The sequence below is a fragment of the Bacillus sp. NP247 genome (genome assembly GCF_018966865.1).
Lineage (GTDB): Bacteria > Bacillota > Bacilli > Bacillales > Bacillaceae_G > Bacillus_A.
This window is the reverse complement of record NZ_CP076653.1, coordinates 1,688,499-1,712,984: the sequence shown is the minus strand read 5'-3', so window position 1 is coordinate 1,712,984 and position 24,486 is coordinate 1,688,499. Positions and strand designations below refer to the sequence as shown.

The 24,486-nt window shown below is 37.1% G+C and carries 24 protein-coding genes and 2 other annotated features; all 24 genes read left to right on the top strand.

Features of this window, described 5'->3' with window-relative positions; genetic code table 11:
* Positions 1-51: 51 nt before the first annotated feature.
* The 24 genes from spoVID to KPL75_RS08900 all read left to right on the top strand — a co-directional run bounded on the left by spoVID (position 52) and on the right by KPL75_RS08900 (position 24,475).
* Positions 52-1,059 carry a stage VI sporulation protein D gene (spoVID, locus tag KPL75_RS09015; protein ID WP_219920407.1) on the top strand — a complete coding sequence of 336 codons (1,008 nt, stop codon included), beginning with the start codon at positions 52-54 and terminating at the stop codon, positions 1,057-1,059.
* A 72-nt stretch (positions 1,060-1,131) separates the two neighbouring features.
* Positions 1,132-2,157 (top strand): spore coat protein YsxE, encoded by a 1,026-nt coding sequence (ysxE, locus tag KPL75_RS09010; protein ID WP_219920406.1) that lies wholly within the window; start codon positions 1,132-1,134, stop codon positions 2,155-2,157.
* A gap of 278 nt (positions 2,158-2,435) precedes the next feature.
* Positions 2,436-2,667, top strand: a binding site (T-box leader).
* A gap of 38 nt (positions 2,668-2,705) precedes the next feature.
* The gene (locus tag KPL75_RS09005; RefSeq protein ID WP_219920405.1) at positions 2,706-5,351 is read left to right on the top strand and encodes a valine--tRNA ligase; all 2,646 of its coding nucleotides are present in this window, start codon (positions 2,706-2,708) and stop codon (positions 5,349-5,351) included.
* A 94-nt stretch (positions 5,352-5,445) separates the two neighbouring features.
* Positions 5,446-6,747 (top strand): bifunctional folylpolyglutamate synthase/dihydrofolate synthase, encoded by a 1,302-nt coding sequence (locus tag KPL75_RS09000; protein ID WP_219920404.1) that lies wholly within the window; start codon positions 5,446-5,448, stop codon positions 6,745-6,747.
* A 164-nt stretch (positions 6,748-6,911) separates the two neighbouring features.
* Positions 6,912-7,877, top strand: a complete 966-nt coding sequence (locus KPL75_RS08995; protein ID WP_219920403.1) for a stage II sporulation protein B — start codon at positions 6,912-6,914, stop codon at positions 7,875-7,877.
* Positions 7,878-8,093: 216 nt separating this feature from the next.
* Positions 8,094-8,669, top strand: a complete 576-nt coding sequence (locus KPL75_RS08990) for a Maf family protein (RefSeq protein ID WP_219920402.1) — start codon at positions 8,094-8,096, stop codon at positions 8,667-8,669.
* 47 nt (positions 8,670-8,716) lie between these two features.
* Positions 8,717-9,394: a DNA repair protein RadC gene (gene radC, locus KPL75_RS08985; RefSeq protein ID WP_002015368.1), complete on the top strand. Its 678-nt coding sequence runs from the start codon at positions 8,717-8,719 to the stop codon at positions 9,392-9,394.
* 158 nt (positions 9,395-9,552) lie between these two features.
* Positions 9,553-10,572 carry a cell shape-determining protein MreB gene (mreB, locus tag KPL75_RS08980; RefSeq protein ID WP_000466737.1) on the top strand — a complete coding sequence of 340 codons (1,020 nt, stop codon included), beginning with the start codon at positions 9,553-9,555 and terminating at the stop codon, positions 10,570-10,572.
* A 41-nt stretch (positions 10,573-10,613) separates the two neighbouring features.
* Positions 10,614-11,465: a rod shape-determining protein MreC gene (gene mreC, locus KPL75_RS08975; RefSeq protein ID WP_219920401.1), complete on the top strand. Its 852-nt coding sequence runs from the start codon at positions 10,614-10,616 to the stop codon at positions 11,463-11,465.
* Between the two features lie 14 nt (positions 11,466-11,479).
* Complete coding sequence (gene mreD, locus KPL75_RS08970) at positions 11,480-12,025, top strand: rod shape-determining protein MreD (RefSeq protein ID WP_219920400.1); 546 nt, start codon at positions 11,480-11,482, stop codon at positions 12,023-12,025.
* A gap of 35 nt (positions 12,026-12,060) precedes the next feature.
* Positions 12,061-12,747 carry a septum site-determining protein MinC gene (minC, locus tag KPL75_RS08965; RefSeq protein ID WP_219920399.1) on the top strand — a complete coding sequence of 229 codons (687 nt, stop codon included), beginning with the start codon at positions 12,061-12,063 and terminating at the stop codon, positions 12,745-12,747.
* 2 nt (positions 12,748-12,749) lie between these two features.
* The gene (gene minD / locus KPL75_RS08960; RefSeq protein WP_000503308.1) at positions 12,750-13,547 is read left to right on the top strand and encodes a septum site-determining protein MinD; all 798 of its coding nucleotides are present in this window, start codon (positions 12,750-12,752) and stop codon (positions 13,545-13,547) included.
* Positions 13,548-13,680: 133 nt separating this feature from the next.
* Positions 13,681-14,427, top strand: coding sequence for a M23 family metallopeptidase (locus KPL75_RS08955; RefSeq protein ID WP_070144992.1), 747 nt, complete (start codon positions 13,681-13,683; stop codon positions 14,425-14,427).
* Positions 14,420-15,280 (top strand): M50 family metallopeptidase, encoded by an 861-nt coding sequence (locus KPL75_RS08950; RefSeq protein ID WP_219920398.1) that lies wholly within the window; start codon positions 14,420-14,422, stop codon positions 15,278-15,280. The genes KPL75_RS08955 and KPL75_RS08950 overlap by 8 nt, the downstream gene beginning before the upstream one ends.
* A gap of 63 nt (positions 15,281-15,343) precedes the next feature.
* A complete protein-coding gene (locus tag KPL75_RS08945) occupies positions 15,344-16,732 on the top strand; it encodes an Rne/Rng family ribonuclease (RefSeq protein WP_219920397.1) in 1,389 nt (462 codons plus the stop codon).
* Positions 16,733-16,809: 77 nt separating this feature from the next.
* Positions 16,810-16,888 (top strand) — a sequence feature (ribosomal protein L21 leader region).
* A gap of 14 nt (positions 16,889-16,902) precedes the next feature.
* Complete coding sequence (gene rplU, locus KPL75_RS08940) at positions 16,903-17,211, top strand: 50S ribosomal protein L21 (RefSeq protein WP_000270907.1); 309 nt, start codon at positions 16,903-16,905, stop codon at positions 17,209-17,211.
* Between the two features lie 11 nt (positions 17,212-17,222).
* Positions 17,223-17,567 (top strand): ribosomal-processing cysteine protease Prp, encoded by a 345-nt coding sequence (locus tag KPL75_RS08935; RefSeq protein ID WP_070144990.1) that lies wholly within the window; start codon positions 17,223-17,225, stop codon positions 17,565-17,567.
* Between the two features lie 3 nt (positions 17,568-17,570).
* Positions 17,571-17,861 (top strand): 50S ribosomal protein L27, encoded by a 291-nt coding sequence (gene rpmA, locus KPL75_RS08930; protein ID WP_000944957.1) that lies wholly within the window; start codon positions 17,571-17,573, stop codon positions 17,859-17,861.
* A gap of 63 nt (positions 17,862-17,924) precedes the next feature.
* Entirely contained in the window at positions 17,925-18,473 is a 549-nt protein-coding gene (locus KPL75_RS08925; RefSeq protein WP_002145594.1) for a sporulation initiation phosphotransferase B, read from the top strand.
* A complete protein-coding gene (obgE, locus tag KPL75_RS08920; protein WP_002015378.1) occupies positions 18,473-19,756 on the top strand; it encodes a GTPase ObgE in 1,284 nt (427 codons plus the stop codon). Before KPL75_RS08925 ends, obgE begins: the two co-directional genes overlap by 1 nt.
* Before the next feature lie 172 nt (positions 19,757-19,928).
* Positions 19,929-20,636 (top strand): response regulator transcription factor, encoded by a 708-nt coding sequence (locus KPL75_RS08915; RefSeq protein WP_002112034.1) that lies wholly within the window; start codon positions 19,929-19,931, stop codon positions 20,634-20,636.
* Complete coding sequence (locus tag KPL75_RS08910) at positions 20,626-21,708, top strand: HAMP domain-containing histidine kinase (RefSeq protein ID WP_219920396.1); 1,083 nt, start codon at positions 20,626-20,628, stop codon at positions 21,706-21,708. Before KPL75_RS08915 ends, KPL75_RS08910 begins: the two co-directional genes overlap by 11 nt.
* Before the next feature lie 93 nt (positions 21,709-21,801).
* Positions 21,802-22,578, top strand: coding sequence for an ABC transporter ATP-binding protein (locus KPL75_RS08905; RefSeq protein ID WP_070144986.1), 777 nt, complete (start codon positions 21,802-21,804; stop codon positions 22,576-22,578).
* Entirely contained in the window at positions 22,553-24,475 is a 1,923-nt protein-coding gene (locus KPL75_RS08900) for an ABC transporter permease (RefSeq protein WP_219920395.1), read from the top strand. The genes KPL75_RS08905 and KPL75_RS08900 overlap by 26 nt, the downstream gene beginning before the upstream one ends.
* Positions 24,476-24,486 lie beyond the last annotated feature (11 nt).

Genomic DNA, 24,486 nt, shown 5'->3' with positions numbered 1-24,486 from the left:
GGGAGCGATTTTTTTTATTCATAAAGTAGCCTTAGGGAACATAAATCTGTAATGACATATAGTTTGGGAGGGGGAAAAGAAGTGGCAACAGATCATTCATTACGATTTTCGTTAAAAGAATCTGTTTGGTTCCAAAAGGGACAGGAAGTCGAAGAACTTTTGTCAATTTCGTTAGATCCAGACGTTGAGATAGAGGAGCTCGATCATGAAGTTATCGTGAGAGGGCAATTAGATTTAACGGGAGAGTATGTTGCACGGCAAGATGATTCAGCTTATTCATTACGAGAGCTATCACCAGCAAAGGCAATTGATTATGTAGAAACAAGGGAAGACGGGGTTAATGAGCTTGTCCATTCCTTTCCGCTCGAAATATCAATTCCAAGAAATCGAGTGAAAGTAATTGAAGAATTATATGTATCAATTGAGGAATTTGATTATGAATTAAAGGAAAATGGTTGCTTACAACTATTAGCGGATATATCTATTACAGGTTTATGTGACGAGGAAAGAACCGAGGATGAAGAGGAAGAGACGGTGTATGCCGAGTTAGAGGGTGATTCAGCTGAAGAGAATGAAAATAGACCCACGCAGTACGAAGAAGTACCAGCCTATAAAGAATCAGATGGATGGGAAGATTATGCATTTGAACCGTTCCAGCTAGAAGAAAGAAAAGAGCAAGAAATAGAGGAAGAGGAATTAGAAGAACATGAATTTGCGGGGCGTGAAGAGGAGAAAGAAACGACGCCACAATTTGAATTGTTCGGGCGAAAAAATTTCAAGAAAGAAAAAGCGAAAAAGCAGGAAGAGCCAGAGGAAGAAGCATATTCACAGCGAGATGAAAACGCACTTTATTTAACGAAATTATTTACGAAAGAACCAGAAGAAGAATTTACGAAGTTAAGAATGTACTTCGTACAAGAAGGAGATACAATTGAATCTGTTGCAGAACGTTATGAAACGACTATACAAAACTTATATCGTGTAAATCAATCAGAAGATATATATTTAACTACAGGGCAAATTATATATATTCCTGTTTCAAAAGCAAAGGCGAAATAAGTGAGTGAGTTTTTTCACTCACCTCTTTTCTTTTCCTAGAAGCTATGTTTTGAATAAGAAAGGGTTATTCGTATGGATATTGAATTACGAAATCGCTATGAACCCATTGTCAGGCAATATAGATTGGACACTCAGCATATAGAAGAGCACGGAAGTGTAATGAAAATTTATACGAATCAAGGTCCGTATGCGTTAAAGAAAATACAAGATAGAAAATTAGAGCGGAATAATTTTTTGCACCATATTCAATATTTGAAGGAGAAAGGTTTTTCGAATTATGTACCTATCTATCATACGACGGACGGGAATTATGTTTTAAGTGATGGGACGTATAGTTATTATTTAATGCCTTGGTTAGAACGTGCGGAAGGAAATGGCGAAGATAATGATCAATACCATAAGATGTTTCAAACGCTCGGGACGTTGCATCAAAAAACGGTGAAAGAGGAGACTTATACAGAAGAAGATTTAGAAAAACATTATACAAATATATCCGACCGCTGGGAAAATGATGGTGAGATATTAGAAGAGTTTCTTGTAGAATCTGAAGCGAAGTGGTATATGTCACCATTTGAATTACAATATTGTACGTATTATCACCATGTTATGAGAGCGCGTGAGTTCGCAACGAAACAATTAAGTGAATGGCATGATGCAATGAAAGAAAAGGAAAAAACACGTACTACTTTCGTTCATGGAAATGTATCGCTCAATCACTTTTTATTTGATTATGAACGAAACGGTTATTTTATTAGTTTAGAAAAGTCTCGGTTTGCTACACCGGTACAGGATATCGTCAGCTTTTATTCAAGATCTTTAAACACATATCCAATTGCGCGGAGTGACCGCTTTGAATGGTATCAAATGTACCAAAAAAATTTTCCATTTACGAAAGAGGAGCAACTTCTTATGTTTGCGTATATGACGTACCCGTCGCATTTTATTCGGCAAATTCAGTCATATACGAAAAGAAGAAAGAGTCGTAATGAAGATAATGAGCTTCGCGGAGTGAAAAGCCTACAGCAATCGCATTGGCTCGTTAGTAATACAGAATATTTCCTTTCACAATTACAAGCTGCCCAGCAAGGGAACGGATAAAGTGAAACTTAAATCAGTGGGGGGGGTTCATCCCCCGCTGATTATTAGCCCTCATCAATCGGGCGTTTACGGACAGCAGGGCTCCCACCTAACTTCTTTGCTTCAGCCGGTGGGGTTCTTACTGCCCGCAAATAGCGGGATAAAGAAGGTAAGTAGGGAGAACCCTGCTTATCTTCTTTTTATTAGTTCCATAAAGAGATAAAGGTCGCAGTTTCAAATTTATCTTGACGAATAAGGTTTCGTTTTTTACACTATTGTATATAATAATTAACAATCATATAAATGCCTTGAAGGGGAAGAGTATAACATGAAACGTCTTCAGAGAGGAGAATCATTAGCTGGGAGATTCTCTAGATAGTTATGTTAGAAGGTAGCCCTGGAGCATCTTTTCTGAACGGAATAGTTCTCATTAGGAAAAGACGGATTTGTCCGTTATCAAATTAAGAGTATAAGCAAATTCTGAATTTGTTTGTAAATAAAGGTGGTACCGCGATGTCCCTCGTCCTTTTTTGGATGAGGGACATTTTTCATTTTAAGGAGGGAAAATAATGTCAAACACGGAAAATAATTTACCAACTAAATATGATCATATGTCCGTTGAAGAAGGCCTTTATAAGTGGTGGCTTGAAGGCAAATATTTCGAAGCAACAGGAGACGAGAAGAAACAACCGTATACAATTGTAATTCCACCTCCGAACGTAACTGGTAAGTTACACTTAGGTCATGCTTGGGATACAACTCTTCAAGATATTTTAACTCGTACGAAGCGTATGCAAGGATACGATGTATTATGGCTTCCAGGAATGGACCATGCTGGTATCGCAACACAAGCGAAAGTAGAAGGGAAGCTTCGTGAAGAAGGTATTTCACGTTACGATCTTGGCCGTGAGAAATTCCTTGAAAAAGCTTGGGAGTGGAAAGAAGAGTACGCTTCTCACATTCGTCAACAATGGGGAAAAGTTGGTTTAGGACTAGACTATTCTCGTGAACGTTTCACATTAGACGAAGGTTTATCTGATGCAGTTAATAAAGTATTCGTTCAATTATACGAAAAAGGCTTAATTTACCGCGGTGAGTATATCATCAACTGGGACCCAGCAACACGCACGGCTCTTTCTGATATTGAAGTAATTCATAAAGAAGTTCAAGGTGCATTCTACCATATGAACTATCCGTTAACAGACGGTTCAGGTCACATTCGCCTTGCTACTACTCGTCCAGAAACGATGCTTGGTGATACAGCGGTAGCGGTTCATCCAGAAGATGATCGTTACAAACATTTAATCGGAAAAACAGTTACACTTCCAATCGTAGGCCGTGAGATTCCGATTATTGCTGATGAGTACGTAGAAAAAGACTTCGGAACAGGTGTTGTAAAAATTACACCAGCTCATGACCCGAATGACTTTGAAGTAGGTAACCGTCATGACTTACCACGCATTTTAGTAATGAATGAAGATGGATCGATGAACGAAAAAGCTGGTAAGTATAACGGTATGGATCGTTTCGAATGCCGTAAAGCGTTAGTGAAAGACTTACAAGAGGCTGGCGTATTAGTAGAAATCGAGCCTCATATGCATTCAGTGGGTCATAGTGAGCGTAGCGGTGCAGTAGTTGAGCCTTACTTATCAACACAATGGTTCGTAAAAATGGCTCCACTTGCAGAAAAAGCAGTAGCACTTCAACAAAAAGAAGAAGAAAAAGTAACGTTCGTACCAGAGCGTTTTGAAAACACATACTTACGCTGGATGGAAAACATTCATGACTGGTGTATTTCTCGTCAATTATGGTGGGGACACCGCATCCCAGCTTGGTATCATAAAGAAACTGGTGAAGTATACGTAGGTACAGAAGCACCAGCAGATATTGAAAACTGGAATCAAGATAATGACGTACTTGATACATGGTTCAGTTCAGCGTTATGGCCGTTCTCAACACTTGGCTGGCCGAATGAAGATGCAGCAGACTTTAAAAAGTTCTATTCAACAGATGCTTTAGTAACTGGTTATGACATCATCTTCTTCTGGGTATCTCGTATGATTTTCCAAGGTTTAGAGTTTACAGGAGAGCGTCCATTTAAAGATGTATTAATTCACGGTTTAGTTCGTGATGAGCAAGGGCGTAAAATGAGTAAATCTCTTGGTAACGGTATTGATCCGATGGATGTTATCGAGAAGTACGGTGCAGATGCAATGCGTTACTTCTTATCAACAGGAAGTGCACCAGGTCAAGATTTACGTTTCAGCATGGAAAAAGTAGAATCTACTTGGAACTTCATTAATAAAATTTGGAATGCATCACGTTTCGTATTAATGAACATGGATGACATGAAGTATGAAGAAATCGATTTAACTGGTGAAAAATCAGTTGCAGATAAGTGGATTTTAACTCGCTTAAACGAAACAATCGAAAGTGTAACACGTAACATGGATAAATATGAGTTCGGTGAAGCTGGTCGTTCATTATACAACTTCATTTGGGATGATTTCTGTGACTGGTACATTGAGATGGCGAAACTGCCACTATACGGTGAAGATGAAGCAGCTAAGAAAACAACTCGTTCTATTTTAGCTTACGTATTAGACCAAACGATGCGTCTATTACACCCATTCATGCCATTTGTAACAGAGAAAATTTGGCAGCATTTACCGCATGAAGGCGAGTCTATTACAGTAGCGGCATGGCCAACAGTTCGTGAAGATTTACAAGATAAAGAAGCGGCAGCAGAAATGCACCTTCTAGTTGATATCATTCGCTCTGTTCGTAACATCCGTGCGGAAGTAAATACACCAATGAGCAAAAAAGTTCAAATGCAAATTAAAGCAAAAGACGAGGCAGTACTAGCTCAGCTTACGAAAAACAGTTCTTACATTGAGCGTTTCTGTAACCCAAGTGAACTAACAATTAAGATTGATTTACAAGCGCCAGAAAAAGCGATGACTGCAATCGTATCAGGTGCAGAGTTATTCTTACCATTAGCTGATCTTATCAATCTTGATGAAGAGAAAGCACGTCTTGAAAAAGAACTTGAGAAGTTCGATAAAGAAGTAGAGCGTGTACAGAAGAAACTTTCAAACCAAGGATTCGTAGCGAAAGCTCCTGCAGAAGTTATTGACGGAGAGCGTGCGAAAGAGCAAGATTATCTAGAAAAACGCGAAGCGGTTCGTCAACGTCTAGCTGACCTTGAAAAATAAAAATGTTTTTCAGAGACTCACTATATTGGTGAGTCTCTTTTCTTTGCGTATAATAGAATTAAGAAGTTTGTCTTTTGAAAGGGGAATAGCAAACGTGATACATACATACGAAGAAGCGATAAGCTGGATTCATAGCCGATTGAAATTTGGGATAAAACCAGGACTAGAAAGAATGCAATGGATGTTGGAAGAACTCGGAAATCCAGAGCGTCATATAAAATGTGTTCATCTTGCCGGTACAAATGGAAAAGGTTCAACTTTAACATATATGCGCTACATGTTAGAAGGCGCGAAATATAAAGTAGGAACGTTTACATCGCCTTATATAGAAACATTCAATGAACGTATTAGTGTAAACGGGATACCGATTGCAGATGAAGAGATTGCGGAACTTGTAAATATGGTAAAGCCAGTCGTTGAAAAATTAGATGAGACGGACTTAGGAGAAGCGACTGAGTTTGAAATCATTACAGTAATGGCAATTTGTTATTTCGGTAAAATTAATTTCTGTGATGTTGTTTTATTTGAAACGGGGCTTGGGGGAAGATTTGATTCTACAAATGTTATTCATCCGGTTCTCACGATTATTACGAACATCGGTCACGATCATATGCATATTTTAGGCAATACACTAGGAGAAATTGCATATGAAAAGGCAGGAATTATTAAGTCTGGTGTTCCAGTTATTACTGGTGTGAAAAATGAAGAAGCATTACAAGTAATTCAAAAGGTTGCTAAGGAAAATCATGCAAGCTTATATGAACTTGGAAAACAGTTTACAACGTTACATAAACATTCTAATGAAGATGGGGAACATTTTGATTTTGCATGTCCATTCGCCTCGTTTGAAAATGTTCAGATTTCAATGAAAGGTATTCATCAAGTAGGCAATGCAGCGCTAGCACTTATGGCAGTAATGTATTTAAAAACATATTTATCATTTTTAATTAATGAAGAGGAAATGAAAGCTGGTTTACAAGAAGCCTACTGGATTGGTCGATTTGAAAAGTTACAAAGCAATCCAGATATTATAATAGATGGTGCTCATAATCCAGAAGGTATTGAAAGTCTTGTAACAACAGTAGAGGCACATTATAAAAAGAAGAATGTAATAATTTTATTTACTGCTCTTGGTGACAAACAGTTACATAACATGGTAGGGCAATTAGAAAAAGTTGCTGATGAAATAATATTTACGACGTTTGCCTTTGATCGTGCCATTTCTGCTGACAAGCTTGCATCGTATTCACAACAAGAGTCAAAATTAGTTTTTGAAGATTGGAAAGAGGCAATTGATACAAAGGTTGAAATGATAGGAGAACATGATGTCTTTATTATAACGGGTTCTTTGTATTTCATTTCCGAAGTTAGAAAATATATTCGCGAGAAAAACTAGATAGTCTTTGCTATCTAGTTTTTTGTTCTACAAATGAAGTCAAATGCATACATATAAGATAATAATATAGGGTTATTTGACGAATTCCTCTGACAAATATCTCGTTTTTTTGTGGAATGAATATGATATGATGCGGACAACGACAAGAGGTGAGGTGTGAGTGTATGGACAAGCAATCACGAACAATCTCGGTGAAAGTAAATGGAACAGAAGCGAAGTATGAGGAAAAAAAGAAGGATGAGTTTGACTGGATGGTAGCAGAAAGTGAGAGACCGAAAAATGTCGTTCCGTTTCAAAAAGCGAAATCAGTATCTATGGAAAAATATCGAAAGAAGTGGAGTAATACATTAATTGCAATCGTTGCAACTGCAATTATTATTGGTACGGCGTTTGGAATGGGAATGCTGCATCTACTTAAAGGACAAGGGACGACAGGGGAAAGCGAAGTAACAGCTTTGAAGCAGACGGGGAATGAAGAACCAAAGGTGGGAGGAACGGCAGAACAAACAGTAGCACCAAAAGAGGAAAAACCAAAAGCACAGGTAGGAACGTCATTAGACCCGATGAAACTATTTTTCGTTCAAGGAGGGCTTTATTCCTCGGAGGAAAAAGGACAGGCTGCTATTGAAGAGTGGAAAAGTAATGGGGGCGTGGCTACTTTGAAACCGAGTGGCGATAAGTATGCTTTAGTTGTTGCTATTACGAGCGATGAACAGGCTGTTAATCAATTAATAGATCAGTATAAGCAAGATGGTGTTTCAGTTTTGAAAAAAAATTGGGATATTACAGATAAAGCATTGCTCAAAACGGATAAAGAAGTGGGAGGGTTTTTAGCGAAAGTGCAGCCATTATATACTCATTTAGTAAAATATGTGTCCAGCGTACAAACTAGTGGAAAAAGTAATCCCAAAGATGTAGAAGCGATTCAAAAAGAGTGGAAAGCTATTGAACAGGAAGGCAAGAGTATGAAGCGTGAAGATGCGAAGAAGCTTTATACGTATACGTCAGTAGCGGTGCAAACGATTAAGGAAGGAAAGAGCGATAAGGAATCTGTAGCTAAATTAAATCAAGTTATTATTGATGGATTACTTTCGTACGAAAAAATGGTTTCACAAAAAGTAAAAGAATAAGATAATAAGATGAAGGGGAAAGAAGTACATATACTTCTTTCTTTTCTTTTGAATTTAGAGCAAAGTGCTTTCTGTATGGGCAGAATATAATCGTATTTAAACAGAACTATTATTTTGTCTAGAGAAAATGATATTTCTAGAATTTGTGGGGAAACTATTCCTTTGATACGATTGATTTGAATTATTCTGCTTCATGTGAGAAGGGAAGGAGAAAATATGAGGAAAATTATTTTAGCTTCAGGATCACCTAGGAGGAAGGAACTGCTTGAATTAGCTGATGTGCCATTTGAAATCGTTATTAGTGAAGTAGAAGAGACGATTGGTGCATATTCATCACCTTCTGATATTGTTATGTCGCTTGCTTTGCAAAAAGCATCTGCTGTGGCAGAAAATCATAGTGATCACGTTGTACTAGGTGCAGATACAATTGTTACATATGATTCGCGTATTCTTGGAAAGCCGTCTAATGAGCTTGAGGCGAAAGAAATGCTACAATTATTATCAGGGAAAACACACGAAGTATACACAGGTGTTGCAATTATATCGAAAGAAAAAACGGCAACTTTTTATGAACGTACAGAAGTAACATTTTGGGAATTAACAGAAGAGGAAATAGACGTATACGTTGCAACGAAGGAACCACTTGATAAAGCAGGAAGCTATGGAATTCAAGGTAAAGGGTCTATTTTTGTTCAACATATTCAAGGGGACTACTACAGTGTAGTTGGCTTACCAATTGCGCGTCTTGTCCGTGAATTAAAACAGTTTGATAGCGATGTAACCCATGCGTAAAATTGCATGGGGTTTTCTTTAGGAGAAATCGTAAAAGGGGTGGAGAGATGAACGGTATTCGTGATGTTGTGAGAGAAGAACAGCCACGGGAGCGTTTATTGTTAGAAGGAGCAGGAAGTTTATCGAATCGAGAACTTCTTGCAGTTTTACTCAGAACGGGTTCTAAAGAAGAAACGGTGTTAACGTTATCGGATAATATTCTACATCATTTTGACGGCTTACGAATGTTAAAGGATGCAACGTTAGAAGAGATGATGAGCATTCATGGTGTTGGAATTGCAAAGGCGTCGCAGCTTATGGCTGCTTTTGAATTGGGTAGAAGAATGGTACGTTTAGAATATCAAAATAGATACAGTATTCGAAGTCCAGAAGATTGTGCGAGTTATATGATGGAAGAGATGCGTTTTTTGCAACAGGAGCATTTTGTTTGTTTATATTTGAATACGAAAAATCAAGTTATACATAGGCAAACGATTTTTATTGGAAGTTTAAATACGTCGATTGTGCACCCAAGGGAAGTTTTTAAAGAAGCGTTCCGTCGGGCAGCAGCCTCTATTATATGTCTTCATAACCATCCCTCAGGAGATCCGGCGCCGAGCCGTGAAGATATTGAAGTTACAAAACGATTAGTAGAATGTGGTCGAATTATCGGAATTGAAGTACTTGATCATATCATAATAGGTGACCATAAATTCGTGAGTTTAAAGGAGAAAGGTCATATTTAAGACTATTCTTTTTACTTATTTTGTTTTATAATGTGACTTATGAGTTTTTTGTAGAAAATTATCTACAAAAAGGATGCAGATATAAAAAAACGTACTGTTTTTATAAATATAAAGTAAGAAAAATGAGTCCGTGAAAATAAGAAGGGAAGATAAATGATATGTTTGGATTTGGTGGATTTACTCGCGATCTTGGAATAGACTTAGGAACAGCGAACACGCTTGTATATGTGAAAGGAAAAGGTGTAGTTTTACGTGAACCTTCAGTAGTAGCATTACAAACTGATACGAAACAAATCGTTGCGGTAGGTAGCGATGCAAAACAAATGATTGGTCGTACACCAGGTAACGTAGTGGCACTTCGCCCTATGAAAGATGGTGTAATTGCTGATTACGAAACAACAGCAACAATGATGAAATACTACATTCAACAAGCTCAAAAATCAAATGGATTCTTCTCACGTAAACCATACGTAATGGTATGTGTACCATCTGGTATTACAGCTGTAGAAAGACGTGCAGTAATCGATGCGACTCGTCAAGCTGGTGCTCGTGATGCTTATCCAATCGAAGAGCCATTTGCAGCAGCAATTGGCGCAAACTTACCTGTTTGGGAGCCGACTGGTAGTATGGTTGTTGATATCGGTGGTGGTACAACAGAAGTTGCAATTATTTCTTTAGGTGGTATTGTAACAAGTCAATCAGTTCGTGTTGCTGGTGATGATATGGATGATTCAATCATTCAGTACATTAAGAAAAGCTATAACTTAATGATCGGTGAAAGAACAGCTGAAGCATTAAAATTAGAAATCGGTTCTGCAGGCGAGCCAGAAGGTATCGAGCCTATGGAAATTCGCGGTCGTGATTTAGTAAGTGGTTTACCAAAAACAGTACTAATTCAACCAGAAGAAATTGCAGATGCATTAAAAGATACAGTAGATGCGATTGTAGAATCAGTTAAAAATACGTTAGAGAAAACTCCACCTGAATTAGCGGCAGATATTATGGACCGTGGTATCGTATTAACAGGTGGTGGGGCATTATTACGTAACTTAGATAAAGTTATTAGTGAAGAAACAAATATGCCAGTTCTTGTTGCAGAAGACCCATTAGATTGCGTAGCAATTGGAACGGGTAAAGCATTAGACAATATCGATCTTTTCAAAACTGCTGCTCGATAATATGGCAAAATAAAAATCTGTAAAATTAAGAGGGTGTGAAAGTGCCACAGTTTTTCTTAAACAAAAGATTAATTGTTTTGTTAGTTAGTATTATTCTTCTCGTGGCATTGATTGGAATCTCATTGAAAGAACGGAACAGTTTATCATGGCCAGAGCAGTTTATAAAAGATACTGTCGGTGTTGTAGAACGTGTATTCCAAAAGCCAGCGAATTATGTTGCGGGATTCTTCGAAAACGTAGAAGATGTAAAGCGCACGTATGAAGAGAATAAAAAGCTGAAAGCAAAATTAGATACTACCGCAAATTTATCTATAGTAGTGAAAAATTTAGAGGATGAGAATAGAAAGCTACGAGAATTATCTGGTAAAGAACAGTTACCTGGTGATTATACGGAAGTGCAAGCTACAGTTGTTTCTCGTAATCCCGATAAATGGTACGATCTAGTTGGAATTGATAAAGGTGCACAGCAAGGGATCAAAAAAGATATGGCTGTTGTAACTCCGAAAGGTTTAGTTGGACGCGTAAAAAGTGTATCTCAGTTTACATCGTCAGTAGAGTTGTTAAGTTCGATGAGCCGAACAAACCGTGTTTCTGCTATTGTACAAGGACAAGAAAATATCTTTGGATTGATTGAAGGTTACGATAAAGAAAAACAATTACTTCTTTTCACAAAGATTAGCTCTGATGCAAAGGTAGAAAAAGATCAAATAGTTGTAACATCTGGACTTGGTGATATCTTCCCGAAAGGTCTTGCGATTGGGAAAATTGTTGATGTTCAGCCAGATCCGTACGGTTTAACAAAAACAGCTTATGTAAAACCATCCGCTGATTTAAATGATGTAGAGCATATTATAGTTGCAAAACGTGATATGCCTACAGCGCCGTTAGAATAGGAGGGAGAGAAGAGATGATGAAGGTTTTAAAAAGAGCAGCTCTTCCTCTTTTGCTCCTTTTTGTTTTTTTATTTGAAAATATGTTTTCTACTGTTGTTCCGACAGATGTCTTTTGGAAAGGCAGTATAGCAGCACCTCATTTCTTTATAATTGTGTTATGTTTTATTACAGTGTACTATAGTCCGGCTCAAGGGATTTACTACGGACTATTATTTGGTTTCTTATTTGATACCGTATACACAGAACTTGTCGGTATATATATATTTGCTTATCCGATTTTAGCTTATTTAGTTTATAGTGTGATGAAGGTATTACAATTGAATTTATTTATTGTTGCTTCTATCGTACTGGCTGGCATTGCAGCATTAGAGTATTATGTGTATGGATTTTTAACTTTGTTAGGACGTACTCACATGTCAGCATCTGTCTTTTTCACAGATCGTCTCCTTGCTACTTTATTGCTAAATGGAATTTTCTTATTAATAGTTTGTTTCCCACTGAGACGATATTTAGTGCGTCTTTCAAAAGCGATGGAAGAAAAAGAAAAAAGGATTTTCTAATTTTATGTCGAATTGAATCGGTGGGGTGAACTTTAGTGGAAGAAAAAAAGCAACACAATGTAACGATAAAAGGGACAAAAGATGGAATAACGCTTCATTTAGATGATTGCTGTTCATTCTCTGAACTACTAAAAGAATTGGATGAAAAGCTTTCTACACATTACTATGACGGTGACGGACGTTCTTTAATTGAAGTGCGTGTTAAAGTAGGAAATCGCTATTTAACAGAAGTACAACAAGAAGGGATTCGTACGTTAATTCGGAATAAGAAGAACCTTGTTGTAGAATCAATCGAAAGTGATGTTATAACAAAAGCAGAAGCAATAGCTTGGAAAGAAGAAACAGAAATTGTCCCTATTTCCAAAATTGTTCGCTCTGGACAAGTGTTACATGTAAAAGGCAATTTATTATTAATTGGAGATGTTAATCCAGGCGGAACGGTTATCGCTGGGGGGAATATTTTTGTCGTGGGATCATTAAGAGGAATTGCACATGCGGGGTATGATGGAGATTCAGAAGCTGTTATTGCTGCATCTATTATGACCCCTATGCAACTCCGAATTAGTGATGTGACAATGCGGGCTCCGGAAGAGAAAGAAGACGGAGCAGAGGCGGCAGAATGTGCGTACATTAATGAGAACAATCACATTGTTGTCGATCGCCTGCAACTTCTCACTCATCTTAGACCTAATTTAACAAAGTTAGAAAGGGGAATTGTATAGCTGTGGGAGAGGCAATAGTAATTACATCTGGAAAAGGCGGAGTAGGTAAAACTACAACGTCTGCGAACATTGGTACAGCCCTTGCGTTATCTGGAAAAAAAGTGTGTTTAATTGATACAGATATCGGTTTACGCAATTTAGACGTAGTAATGGGGCTGGAAAATCGTATTGTATTTGATCTTGTTGATGTCGTTGAAGGGCGTTGTCGTTTACCTCAGGCTCTTATTAAAGATAAGCGTTTTGATGATCTTTATTTATTACCTGCAGCACAAACGAGCGATAAATCAGCGGTAACACCTGAACAAATGGATGAATTAATACAAGTATTACGTCAAGATTATGATTACATATTAATTGATTGTCCTGCGGGGATTGAGCAGGGATTTAAAAATGCAGTAGCAGGTGCGGATAAAGCAATCGTTGTAACAACACCAGAAGTATCCTCAATGCGTGATGCGGATCGTATTATCGGGCTTTTAGAGAAAGAGGATATTGAACCACCGAAACTTGTCATTAATCGTGTGCGTAGTCATATGCTTCATGAACAGGATATGTTAGACGTTGATGAAATCGTACGTACACTGTCAATCGAGCTTCTTGGGGTTGTCGAGGATGATGATGAAGTTATTCGTGCTACGAATACAGGTGAACCTGTTGCACTGCAACCTAGTGGGAAAGCAGCAATAGCTTATCGTAATATTGCAAGACGCTTATTAGGTGAGAATGTACCATTACAAGCATTTGAACAAGAAAAAGTATCGGTATTTACAAAGATGAAGAATTTCTTTGGAATCCGTTAAAAGCACTTCGCATAAATGCGGAGTGCTTTCTTTTTTCTTCGCATGAATATCTTTCTTCTCTAACTCATACATATGTACAAACTGTATATAACTGTTTCTATTTGAATAAGGCTAACGAAAGAAAGGAGACAGTATGAAGAATAGACGTGTGGAAGAAATTAAAAAGCGGATTGCGAAAAGGAAAGCAGAGCAAGAAAGGATGGAGGAAGAGCGGTATTTTGCGGGAGGAGATTTTGATAGCGAAACGGTCTTTATTGAAGAGGGGGAGAAGGAAATTCATCCTCTATTTCGAAAAGAAGTTTTTCTCTTCAAAGTTTTGCTATCAGCAATATTAGTTCTTTCGGTTGCTATTTTATTTAAGAACGCACCTTCTTCTTTTGATGGTACTAGAGCTGTGACAGAAAAAGTTATGCAAGAAGAATTTCAATTTGCTACTATATCGAAATGGTATGAAAAACAGTTTGGAAAACCTCTCGTGTTCTTTTCTCCAAATGAGAAAAAAGAAGAGGCTATTCAGCAAAAAGATTATGCGATTCCTGCCTCTGGAAAGGTGATGCAAGGATTTCAAAAAAATGGTCAAGGTGTATTTGTTCAAACGGCTACAAATGCAACGGTGGAGTCAGTAAATGAAGGTATAGTTGTTTTTGCGGGCAAGAAAGAGGAACTTGGAAATACAGTTCAAATTCAGCATGCTGATGGTACGGAATCTTGGTACGGAAATTTAAACGATATGTCAGTGAAGTTATATGATTATGTTTCGAAAAAACAAAAAATCGGAACGGTGAATAGTGACGAAAATAATAAAAACGGTAAATTTTATTTTGCGATGAAAAAGAATAAAAAATTTATTGATCCTATTCAGGTGATTTCATTTGATTAAATATAGGGATATTTTCACGAAAATTTCCGTGCATCCGTTGTTTTGGGTTATTATTGTCATTGGTATTTTTACGGCGCGTTTCAAAGAGTTACTATTGTTATTTTGTATCGTTCTCATTCATGAACTTGGGCATGCTTTTGCCGCAGCGTATTATAATTGGCGTATTAAACAAATTCAGCTTTTGCCGTTTGGTGGCGTAGTTGAGATGGAGGAACATGGGAATAAATCATTAAAAGAAGAATTAATTGTCGTTATGGCGGGGCCAATTCAGCATATATGGATGATTGCGGTCGCTTATATTTTGTATCAATCAGGCTGGGTAACTGATGATTTGTACCATTTCTTTGTGTGGAATAATGTCATTATTTTAGGGTTTAATTTATTACCTATTTGGCCACTTGATGGCGGAAAAGTATTATTTAATGTATTATCATATCGTTTTCCCTATTTACAAGCACATGAAAAGATGATGAAATTGTCATGTGTTTTTTTTAGTGTAATATTAGGATGGCAGTTACTTTGGAATAGTAATAACATTATGATGTGGGTATTACTCGTTTTTCTAGCGATTTCTTTATATCAAGAATGGAAACAAAGACGGTACGCATTTATGCGTTTTTTATTAGAACGTTATTATGGGAATAAAAGAGATATTGAAAAAATAGCACCTATTGAGGTGAAAACGGAAGATCATTTATATACGATTTTCACAAAATTTCGCAGAGGATATAAACACTCTATTATCGTCCATGGAAAATATAAAGAGCATTACACATTGGACGAAAATGAATTGTTGTATGCGTATTTTGCTGAAAAACGAACAACCTCATCTGTTGAAGAATTAATTGGTTAGTGTTGACGACGACACTAACCTTTTATATTGTAAGGAAAAGAAGTGAAAAGTGAGGAAATAATTTTGAAGACGTTATATATTAATTACACTGGTTCGGAAAAGCGTGTTGCGATAGAAGAGAAGCAAAAAGTTGTCGAGCTTTTATGGAAACGGAATGAAGAGCAGGAGATTGTCGGGCATATTTATGTTGGGCGTATCGTAAGAACAATTGCTGGAATGAACGCAGCCTTTGTAAATATCGGATTAGAAAAACATGCATATCTTTCGTATGATGATGTACCATCTTCATATCGCATACATGAAGGACAGGCGATACTTGTACAAGTTGTTAAAGAGGCAATTGATACGAAAGGGCCAAAATTAACAGCGAAGATAGAATTTACTGGGAAGTATGTCGTTTACATGCCGTATGATGACATGCGCGCGGTTTCTCGGAAAATAAAAAATAATAAAAGAAGACAACAGTTACTCGAAATTGAAGTAGAAGGAGCGGGTGGATACATTTTTCGTTCTGCTTCTGAAAAAGGAGAAATTGAAGAAATACAAGCCGAAATGCAAGAGTTGCAGCAGTCATATGAAGAGTTAAAAAGAAAAGAAGGTCAAGGGAAGGCGCCCTTACTACTTCATCAACCAGCGACGTTTTTAGATCGTGTATTTCAGGAGAACCCAATTGAAACGATTGAAAAAGTAGTTGTAGATACGAGAAGTATAGTAAAAGAATTAGAAGAAAAAGTAGGGGAAGAAAGAGTATCCTTTTATAATGAAAAATCTTCGATGTTTAACTATTTTGGAATAGATCGTGAGATCGAGAAAGCACTTCAAAAAATTGTGTGGCTACCAAATGGTGCCTATCTAATTGTAGAACAAATGGAGACGATGACTGTAATTGATGTGAATACAGGTAAATTTACTGGAAAACAAAATTTACAAGATACCGTATTTCGCACAAATGAAATAGCTGCTGAAGAGATTGCTCGTCAATTAAGACTTCGTGATATTGGAGGGATGATATTAATTGATTTTATTAATATGAAAAGACGGGAAGATAAAGAGAAGGTAAGAGAACGCCTCATAGCTGCTATGCAAGATGATCGCACATATACAAGAGTGCTTGGGTTTACAGAGTTAGGTATTTTAGAGATGACGCGAAAACGTAAGAAACATTCGTTACGTGACGTATTATTAGAAGAATGTGTACCTTGTAAAGCGACGGGGTATGTTATGTCTTATGAAACAATTGCATATGAGCTAGAGAGAGAGTTAATTACATATGGCAATATAGAAGATGAAGCAGTATTAATCGCTGCACCAAAAGTTTTGCAAAAACATTTTTCACAAAAAGAATTACAAAAAAATATTCCATTTGAAATTTATTTCAAAGATGATATTATCGAAAAGTACGCTATTATCCGTTTTGGAAGTAAGAAAGAAATTGTAGAACGGAAAAAATAGTTAGCAGAACATTCATTGACAACAGTCAATGATTCATGGTAACATCTTTATGTTATAGTTTATAGCACCTAAACTGCTATATGCTACAACCGCACAAGACAGGTTCCCTAAAGACATTTTATGTCTACCTCGTTTTTGGCGAGTCTTAGTAATTAAGAGGAGGTGCAAGTATGTACGCAATTATCGAAACAGGTGGAAAACAAATTAAAGTTGAAGCTGGTCAAGCAATCTACATTGAAAAATTAGATGTTGAAGCTGGTGAAACTGTTACTTTTGACAAAGTTCTTTTCGTTGGTGGCGAAAACGTGAAAGTTGGTAGCCCAGTTGTAGAAGGTGCAACAGTTACTGCGAAAGTTGAAAAACAAGGTCGCGCTAAGAAAATCATCGTTTTCAAATACAAAGCGAAAAAGAACAATCGTAAGAAACAAGGTCATCGTCAACCTTACACTAAGCTAGTAGTTGAAGCTATCAACGCTTAATTCTGGTTAAGATGATTAAGATTACGATAAGTCGCACGAAACTAGGAAGTATCCAATCATTTAAAATGACTGGACATGCCAATTATGCGCCACATGGACAAGACCTTGTCTGTGCTGGAACTACAGCGGTCGTGTTTGGTTCTATAAATGCAGTGGAAGAACTTTGTAAAGTGCAGGCAACTATTGAACTTGGAAGTGATGGTGGATTCTTAACGTATGAATTGCCTAATGATTTAGACGTTCATGCAGCAGAAAAAGCACAGATACTTTTAGAAGGATTGGTTGTTTCGCTTAAGACGATTGAACTTGATTACGGAAAGTATATCCGTTTAATAGAAAAAGTGCAGGAGGTGTAACGTATGTTAAGATTAGATCTTCAGTTTTTCGCATCTAAGAAAGGTGTAGGTAGTACAAAGAACGGTCGTGACTCTCAGTCAAAACGTCTTGGTGCTAAACGCGCAGATGGTCAAACGGTTTCAGGTGGTTCAATTCTTTACCGTCAACGCGGTACAAAAATTTATCCAGGTGTTAACGTTGGTCGTGGTGGCGATGACACTTTATACGCGAAAGTTGACGGCGTAGTACGCTTTGAGCGTCTTGGTCGTGACCGCAAACAAGTGAGCGTATATCCTGTTGCTCAAGAAGCATAAGAACTCACGGAAAACTCTAACCTGAGTGCAGGTTAGAGTTTTTCTATATTAAGGGGTATCTAAATGAATGAAAAATGGACAATTATAGATGCTTTGAGCCACTCAAGACATGATTGGCTCAATCGTTTGCAGATGGTTAAAGGAAATCTTTCCCTTGGAAAAGTGGAAGAGATTCATAGGCTCATCGATCGTTTTGTCCAAGAAGCGAGACAAGAATCCAATCTGATGGGGCTATCAATGCCTTTATTTTCAGAGTGGATTTTAACATATAATTGGAAACAGCAACCGTGCTTATTGGAGTACGAAGTATTAGGGAAATTACATAACTTATCTCATCTAGATGAGACTGTATGTACATGGACGAATCAGTTTTTCTTAATGCTTCAGCATAGTTTAGACGTATATGTTGAAAATTATGTTTGTATCACAATTGAATGTGACGCGGAGAATGCTCGTTTCTTTTTTGATTTTCGTGGAAAGCTAACGAATGTAGAAGAACTACAAACGTGGCTTGCGAACCAAAACAATAAATGGTATTCCATTTCTTATACAGTACGAGACGAAGAAGTCTCAGTTATATTACAACTAATCGAAAAAAGTGTGGTGAAATAATGTTTGTAGATCAGGTCAAGATATATGTAAAAGGCGGCGACGGTGGTAACGGAATGGTTGCGTATCGTCGTGAGAAGTATGTACCTAAAGGTGGCCCAGCAGGTGGCGACGGTGGTAAAGGTGCAGATGTTGTTTTTGTTGTTGAGGAAGGCTTACGTACATTAATGGACTTCCGCTACCAACGTCATTTTAAAGCTGATCGCGGTCAGCACGGAATGAGTAAAGGTCAGCACGGCCGTAAATCTGAAGATTTAATCGTAAAGGTTCCACCAGGAACAATAGTAAAAGATGAAAAAACAGGTGAAATTCTTGCCGATTTAGTAACGCATGAACAAACAGCTGTAATCGCAAGAGGTGGCCGTGGTGGTCGTGGTAACTCACGTTTCGCAACAGCGACGAACCCGGCGCCAGAAATCGCTGAGAACGGGGAACCAGGTCAAGAACGTGATGTCACGCTAGAACTTAAAGTGCTAGCAGATGTTGGACTTGTTGGATTCCCAAGTGTAGGTAAATCTACATTATTATCTGTTGTATCATCAGCGCGTCCGAAAATTGCAGAATATCACTTTACAACAATCGTTCCGAATCTTGGTGTTGTTGAAACTGGTGATAACCGCAGCTTCGTTATGGCTGACCTTCCTGGACTAATTGAGGGGGCACACTCCGGCGTTGGACTTGGACACCAATTCTTACGTCATATCGAACGTACACGTGTAATTGTGCACGTTATCGATATGTCTGGTTTAGAAGGACGTGAGCCATATGAAGATTATGTCACAATCAATAATGAACTAAAAGAATACAATATGCGTTTAACTGAGCGTCCACAAGTTGTTGTTGCAAACAAAATGGATATGCCAGATGCAGAAGAAAACTTACAAGCATTTAAAGAGAAATTGGGAGACGAAGTAAAAATTTTCCCAATCTCAGCTGTAACGAAACAAGGTGTTCGTGACTTACTATTTGAAGTAGCGAACTTATTAGAAACAACACCAGAATTCCCAATGTACGATGATGTAGAAGAATCAGAAGCAAGTGTAATGTACAAATTTGAATCTGAATCTAATTTTGAAATTACACGCGAAAGTGATGGTACATTTGTTATTTCTGGTTATGACATTGAGAAAACATTCAAGATGACAGACTTCTCACGTGATGAATCTGTACGCCGATTTGCTCGTCAAATGCGTGGAATGGGTATTGATGAAGCCCTTCGTGCACGTGGTGCAACAGACGGAGATATTGTAAAAATTCTTGAATATCAATTTGAATTTATCGATTAAGACTGCCGAAATATGGCGGTCTTTTTTTTTCGCTATTTGAGTCCAGTAAGGATCCGATTCGTATAGGCGAACCATAAGTCAATATAGGAAAAAATCCCCATTGATTAAAGTTTCAATTTATAATAGAAAAAGGAGTGGTTTTAGGAGAATATTTTATGGGGAGAAAAGGGACATGTATAAAATATTAATTGTAGAAGATGATGAAAAAATTGCAGAGATATTAGAGGAGCATTTAGAAAGGTATGGATATCAATCTTTTAGAGTAAGCGACTTACGGCATATAAAAGATGAGTTTGTAAAAGTAAGTCCTCATCTTGTGTTACTTGATATTAATTTACCATACTTTGATGGCTTCTACTGGTGCCGTCAAATCCGCATTGTATCGAATGCGCCAATTATTTTCGTTTCTGCAAGGACAGGGGAAATGGATCAAGTGATGGCGATTGAGAATGGCGGGGATGATTATATTACAAAGCCGTTCCATTTAGATATCGTAATGGCAAAGGTGAAGAGTGCACTTCGCCGCGGATATGGTGAGTATGCTTTGGCCGCGGAAAGTGATTGTTTAGGTGTTAATGGATTGTTATTATTTCCATCACAGCACACAGTAGAATGGAAAGGGCAACAAACTGAACTTACAAAAAATGAATTTTATTTATTAGAATGTTTAATGAAACAAGCGAACCAATATGTAACACGTGAAGAGCTGTTAGAGGCTTTATGGGATGAAGTAGCTTTTGTTGATGATAATACATTAACTGTGAATGTAAAGCGTGTAAGGAAGAAACTTGAGGAGTTAGGCATTAAAAATGCAATTGTCACAAAGCGTGGGTACGGTTATGCTCTTCTTACTGAGTGGGGCGAAGGGCATGAAGGTTAAAAGCTACCTCATAGACCGTTTTTCCTTAATCCTTTCTTACATTATAAGCCTTTGTTTGTTTGGGCTCGTATTGCAGTTGCAAAGTCTTTTAGAAAAGCGTTCGCTGGACTGGAGTACATGGCTATACGGCCTTTTATTAGGGACAGTTGTGTTTAGTGTATACCTTATTTACGATTACCGAAAACGGAGTGTGTTTTTAAAGAGAATAGAACAGTATATTGCCGGTGGACATACATTACATGACTCTTTACTTATCGATACTTCTTATACGTCAGAGCAAGAACTGGTTGTTGAAGCGTTTACGCTATTAAGGCAGCAATATATGAATGAGGTTCATAAGCAGCATGCAAAAGAGCAACAGCAAATGATTTTTATGAATCAATGGATCCATCAAATGAAAACACCAGTATCCGTTATTGAATTATTGTTACAGAAATATGGTAAGGAACACCGTGAAGCAAGGGGAACGATTGAAAGTATTCGTGAAGAAAATAACCGTATTTTAAATGGGTTAGATTTAGCGTTACATATGGCAAGGTTAGATCAGTTTTCGAAAGATTATAAAGTAGAAGTAGTAAATGTTATAGAGGTCATTCGAGATATTATTAATGAAAATCGAAAGTCGTTCATTCAATCTTCTGTATTTCCGAAAATGATGTTTGAAGAAGAGACTTGTATGATTGCGTCTGATAGAAAGTGGCTTAGTATCGCTATGAGCCAAATTGTTGTGAATGCAATTAAGTATACAAAAATTTCAGAAGCAGGGAAAAAAGAAATTCAATTTCAAATTGAAGAGAAAGATCAAAAGGTGCTATTACATATTAAGGACAATGGAATCGGTATTCCAGAGCAAGATGTAAAGCGTATATTTGACCCATTCTTTACGGGGGTAAACGGCCGTAAAACGAGGGAAGCGACTGGAATGGGCTTATATATTACGAAAGAAATTTGCGATAATTTACATCATAGAATGTATGTTCAATCGGCTGAAGGAGAAGGGACAACTTTTACGTTCCAATTTGCAAAAGATGAAGAATATCATACATTAATGAGAAAAATGACAAAACTGTAAGATAACAAAACGTTTTGTAAGGAAAATCACTCGTTTCTTTTTCTTATTTTTCTTATAGTGAATGTAAGAAGAAAACACATAGGGGGATTAGAAATGAGTGTTCTTGAGGTAAAGGGATTAACGAAGGTATATCAATCAAAAGGTTCAGTAGCGACGACTGCTTTAAACGATATAAATTTTAAAATTGAAGAAGGCGAATTTGTAGGGATTATGGGTCCTTCAGGGAGCGGTAAAACAACGCTTTTAAATTTATTAGCGACAATTGATAAGCAAACTTCAGGTCATGTGCTTGTAAATGGTGAAGAAATTAATCAAATGCGTGCTGCAAAATTGGCGGAATTTCGCCGTACACATTTAGGATTCATTTTCCAAGATTTCAACTTACTTGATACGTTATCCATTAAAGAAAATATTATTTTGCCGCTTGTAATGGCGAAGAAGTCTGTAAAAGAAATTGATGCGAAAGTGCTGGAAATTGCGAAGTTTTTAAACATCGAAGAAATTTTAAATAAAAAAGTATACGAAGTATCGGGAGGACAACAACAACGTGCAGCAGCAGCGAGAGCGATCATTCATGAGCCGACGTTAATTTTAGCAGATGAACCAACTGGAAACTTAGATTCTAAGTCAGCTAAATCATTAATGGGAGCACTTCAAGATTTACATGAGCAAAAGAAAGTAACGATTGCAATGGTAACGCATGATCCGGTAGCAGCTAGTTATTGTGAACGTATCCTCTTCATACGTGATGGAGAGATCTTCTCAGAAATACATAAAGGAAGAACGAAACAAGCCTTTTTCCAAGAAATTTTGGACGTACTTGCGATGCTAGGGGGGGAATATCATGAACTTTCGCCAGCTCGCGCTTAACAATGTAAAAGGAAATTGGCGTAATTATAAAGCGTTCCTTATTAGTAGTTGTTTATCGATTGTCGTATTTTTCATGTACGCTTCCTTCATTTATCATCCAGATGTCGTAAGCGGTAATATTAGTATGAAGACGATGATTACAAAAGGGTTAGAATCAATGAATTATATCGTAGTCATCTTCTCAGCACTCTTTATTTTATATGCGAATTCAACGTTTTTACGAGCAAGAAAAAAAGAATTCGGTTTATTAACATTAATAGGTGGAACGAAGTCTCAGCTCGGCCGAATGATTATATTAGAGCAACTGATGTTAGGTAGTATTGCCATTGTAGTAGGTATTGGGATTGGAATGCTTTGTTCAAAACTTTTCTTCCAAGCACTCAGTGTCTTACTAAAAATTGATAAAACACTGCCGCTTGTGTGGAATGGAAAAGCAGTTCTTATTACAGCTGGTATATACTTTATCCTCTTTTTAATACTATCATTGTTTAGTGTTTGGACAGTAGGACGCTTACAAATTATTGATTTATTAAGAGAAGCAAGAAAACAAAAAATAGAGCCGTTTGCATTTACATGGTTATGTGTAGCCGGTATAGGATGTATCATTGCTGCATATGTCCTTTGCTTCCAAGTAACAATTATGAATTTTATTATATATTTCTTACCAATTGTAGGATTGACCATTGGCGGAACGTATTTACTATTTACGCAAGGAAGTACAGTCGTATTAAAAGCATTGCAAAAAAGAAAACAATCTTTTTATACGTACCCAAATATGTTCGTGCTTAGTAATCTTATTTATAAAATGAAAGATAATGCTCGTTTTCTATTTATCATTTCTATTATTACGGCGGTTGTTTCCTCAGCAGTTGGTACGCTTTATGTATATTATGAAAATATGAGTGCAAAAACGGTAGAGCTTACGCCGCATGCTATTTCATATGAGGAAAAGGGGTTAAATACGCATAGTCTTATTAATGAAGAAAAAGTACAAGAGATTGTAAAAAAACATGGGTTTGAAGATGCACGAAAAGTAACCTACGTAAAACTACCTGCAACACAGAAAATAATGTTGTTTAACAGTGAACGTGAAGTACCAATGACGATTATTTCAGAAAAAGAATATAACGCAGAAGTGCGTAAACAAAAGAAAGAGCAAATTACAGAGGTTCATAATGCGCCAGGTAGTGCGACGATGGTTATGGTTGATGCAGCAAATGAACTTATGAAAATAGATCGTACGAAACCGTATGAATTTACAATTAATGGACAAAAGCAGTCTGTTCAATTAAATGAGCCAACGTCATATTCTGTTTTTAACGATAGCGAATATCTCATTGTGAATGATCAAGATTTTGAGAAGTATGCAAAGCTCGTACCAGATGAAGAAAAGACGAAATATTACGGTTATTATATTGAAGACTGGAAAAGTACGGAAGACCTTGTGCTAGATTTGAAAAAGCAAATTGCACCAGAAAAGCAAGGAGAACTGAAAAATTCAGTGTTTGCTTATAAAGATATAAGAGAATCTGGAGCAATTACAATGTTCATCGGTTTCTTCGTAGCAGTATTGTTCTTCTTCTTCGCTTGTAGCATGACATACTTTAAATGGTTTAACGATAAAGAACAAGATCGTATTCAATTTAAGTCATTGAAAAGAATTGGTATGACTGATAAGGAAATCCGTAAAATTGCAATTCGGCAAATGGGCGTTATCTTCTTTATCCCAATCTTAATCGGTACAATTCATAGTGGATTTGCTCTTCATACGTTAGGGAAAATGCTTTATATCGATTTATGGAAATCAGGTGCGATTGTAATAGGGGCTTATATTTTAGCTTCTGCCATTTACTTTATGATCGCGCAAAGAGGATATTTAAAACACGTGAAAAGCTAGGGGAACCTCTA

Excerpts from the sequence above, each read along its gene's own strand:
- spoVID (WP_219920407.1), top strand. The coding sequence starts at position 52 with ATGACATATAGTTTGGGAGGGGGAAAAGAAGTGGCAACAGATCATTCA.
- ysxE (WP_219920406.1), top strand. The coding sequence starts at position 1,132 with ATGGATATTGAATTACGAAATCGCTATGAACCCATTGTCAGGCAATAT.
- KPL75_RS09005 (WP_219920405.1), top strand. The coding sequence starts at position 2,706 with ATGTCAAACACGGAAAATAATTTACCAACTAAATATGATCATATGTCC.
- KPL75_RS08995 (WP_219920403.1), top strand. The coding sequence starts at position 6,912 with ATGGACAAGCAATCACGAACAATCTCGGTGAAAGTAAATGGAACAGAA.
- KPL75_RS08990 (WP_219920402.1), top strand. The coding sequence starts at position 8,094 with ATGAGGAAAATTATTTTAGCTTCAGGATCACCTAGGAGGAAGGAACTG.
- radC (WP_002015368.1), top strand. The coding sequence starts at position 8,717 with ATGAACGGTATTCGTGATGTTGTGAGAGAAGAACAGCCACGGGAGCGT.
- mreB (WP_000466737.1), top strand. The coding sequence starts at position 9,553 with ATGTTTGGATTTGGTGGATTTACTCGCGATCTTGGAATAGACTTAGGA.
- mreD (WP_219920400.1), top strand. The coding sequence starts at position 11,480 with ATGATGAAGGTTTTAAAAAGAGCAGCTCTTCCTCTTTTGCTCCTTTTT.
- KPL75_RS08955 (WP_070144992.1), top strand. The coding sequence starts at position 13,681 with ATGAAGAATAGACGTGTGGAAGAAATTAAAAAGCGGATTGCGAAAAGG.
- rplU (WP_000270907.1), top strand. The coding sequence starts at position 16,903 with ATGTACGCAATTATCGAAACAGGTGGAAAACAAATTAAAGTTGAAGCT.
- KPL75_RS08935 (WP_070144990.1), top strand. The coding sequence starts at position 17,223 with ATGATTAAGATTACGATAAGTCGCACGAAACTAGGAAGTATCCAATCA.
- rpmA (WP_000944957.1), top strand. The coding sequence starts at position 17,571 with ATGTTAAGATTAGATCTTCAGTTTTTCGCATCTAAGAAAGGTGTAGGT.
- KPL75_RS08925 (WP_002145594.1), top strand. The coding sequence starts at position 17,925 with ATGAATGAAAAATGGACAATTATAGATGCTTTGAGCCACTCAAGACAT.
- obgE (WP_002015378.1), top strand. The coding sequence starts at position 18,473 with ATGTTTGTAGATCAGGTCAAGATATATGTAAAAGGCGGCGACGGTGGT.
- KPL75_RS08915 (WP_002112034.1), top strand. The coding sequence starts at position 19,929 with ATGTATAAAATATTAATTGTAGAAGATGATGAAAAAATTGCAGAGATA.
- KPL75_RS08910 (WP_219920396.1), top strand. The coding sequence starts at position 20,626 with ATGAAGGTTAAAAGCTACCTCATAGACCGTTTTTCCTTAATCCTTTCT.
- KPL75_RS08905 (WP_070144986.1), top strand. The coding sequence starts at position 21,802 with ATGAGTGTTCTTGAGGTAAAGGGATTAACGAAGGTATATCAATCAAAA.
- KPL75_RS08900 (WP_219920395.1), top strand. The coding sequence starts at position 22,553 with ATGAACTTTCGCCAGCTCGCGCTTAACAATGTAAAAGGAAATTGGCGT.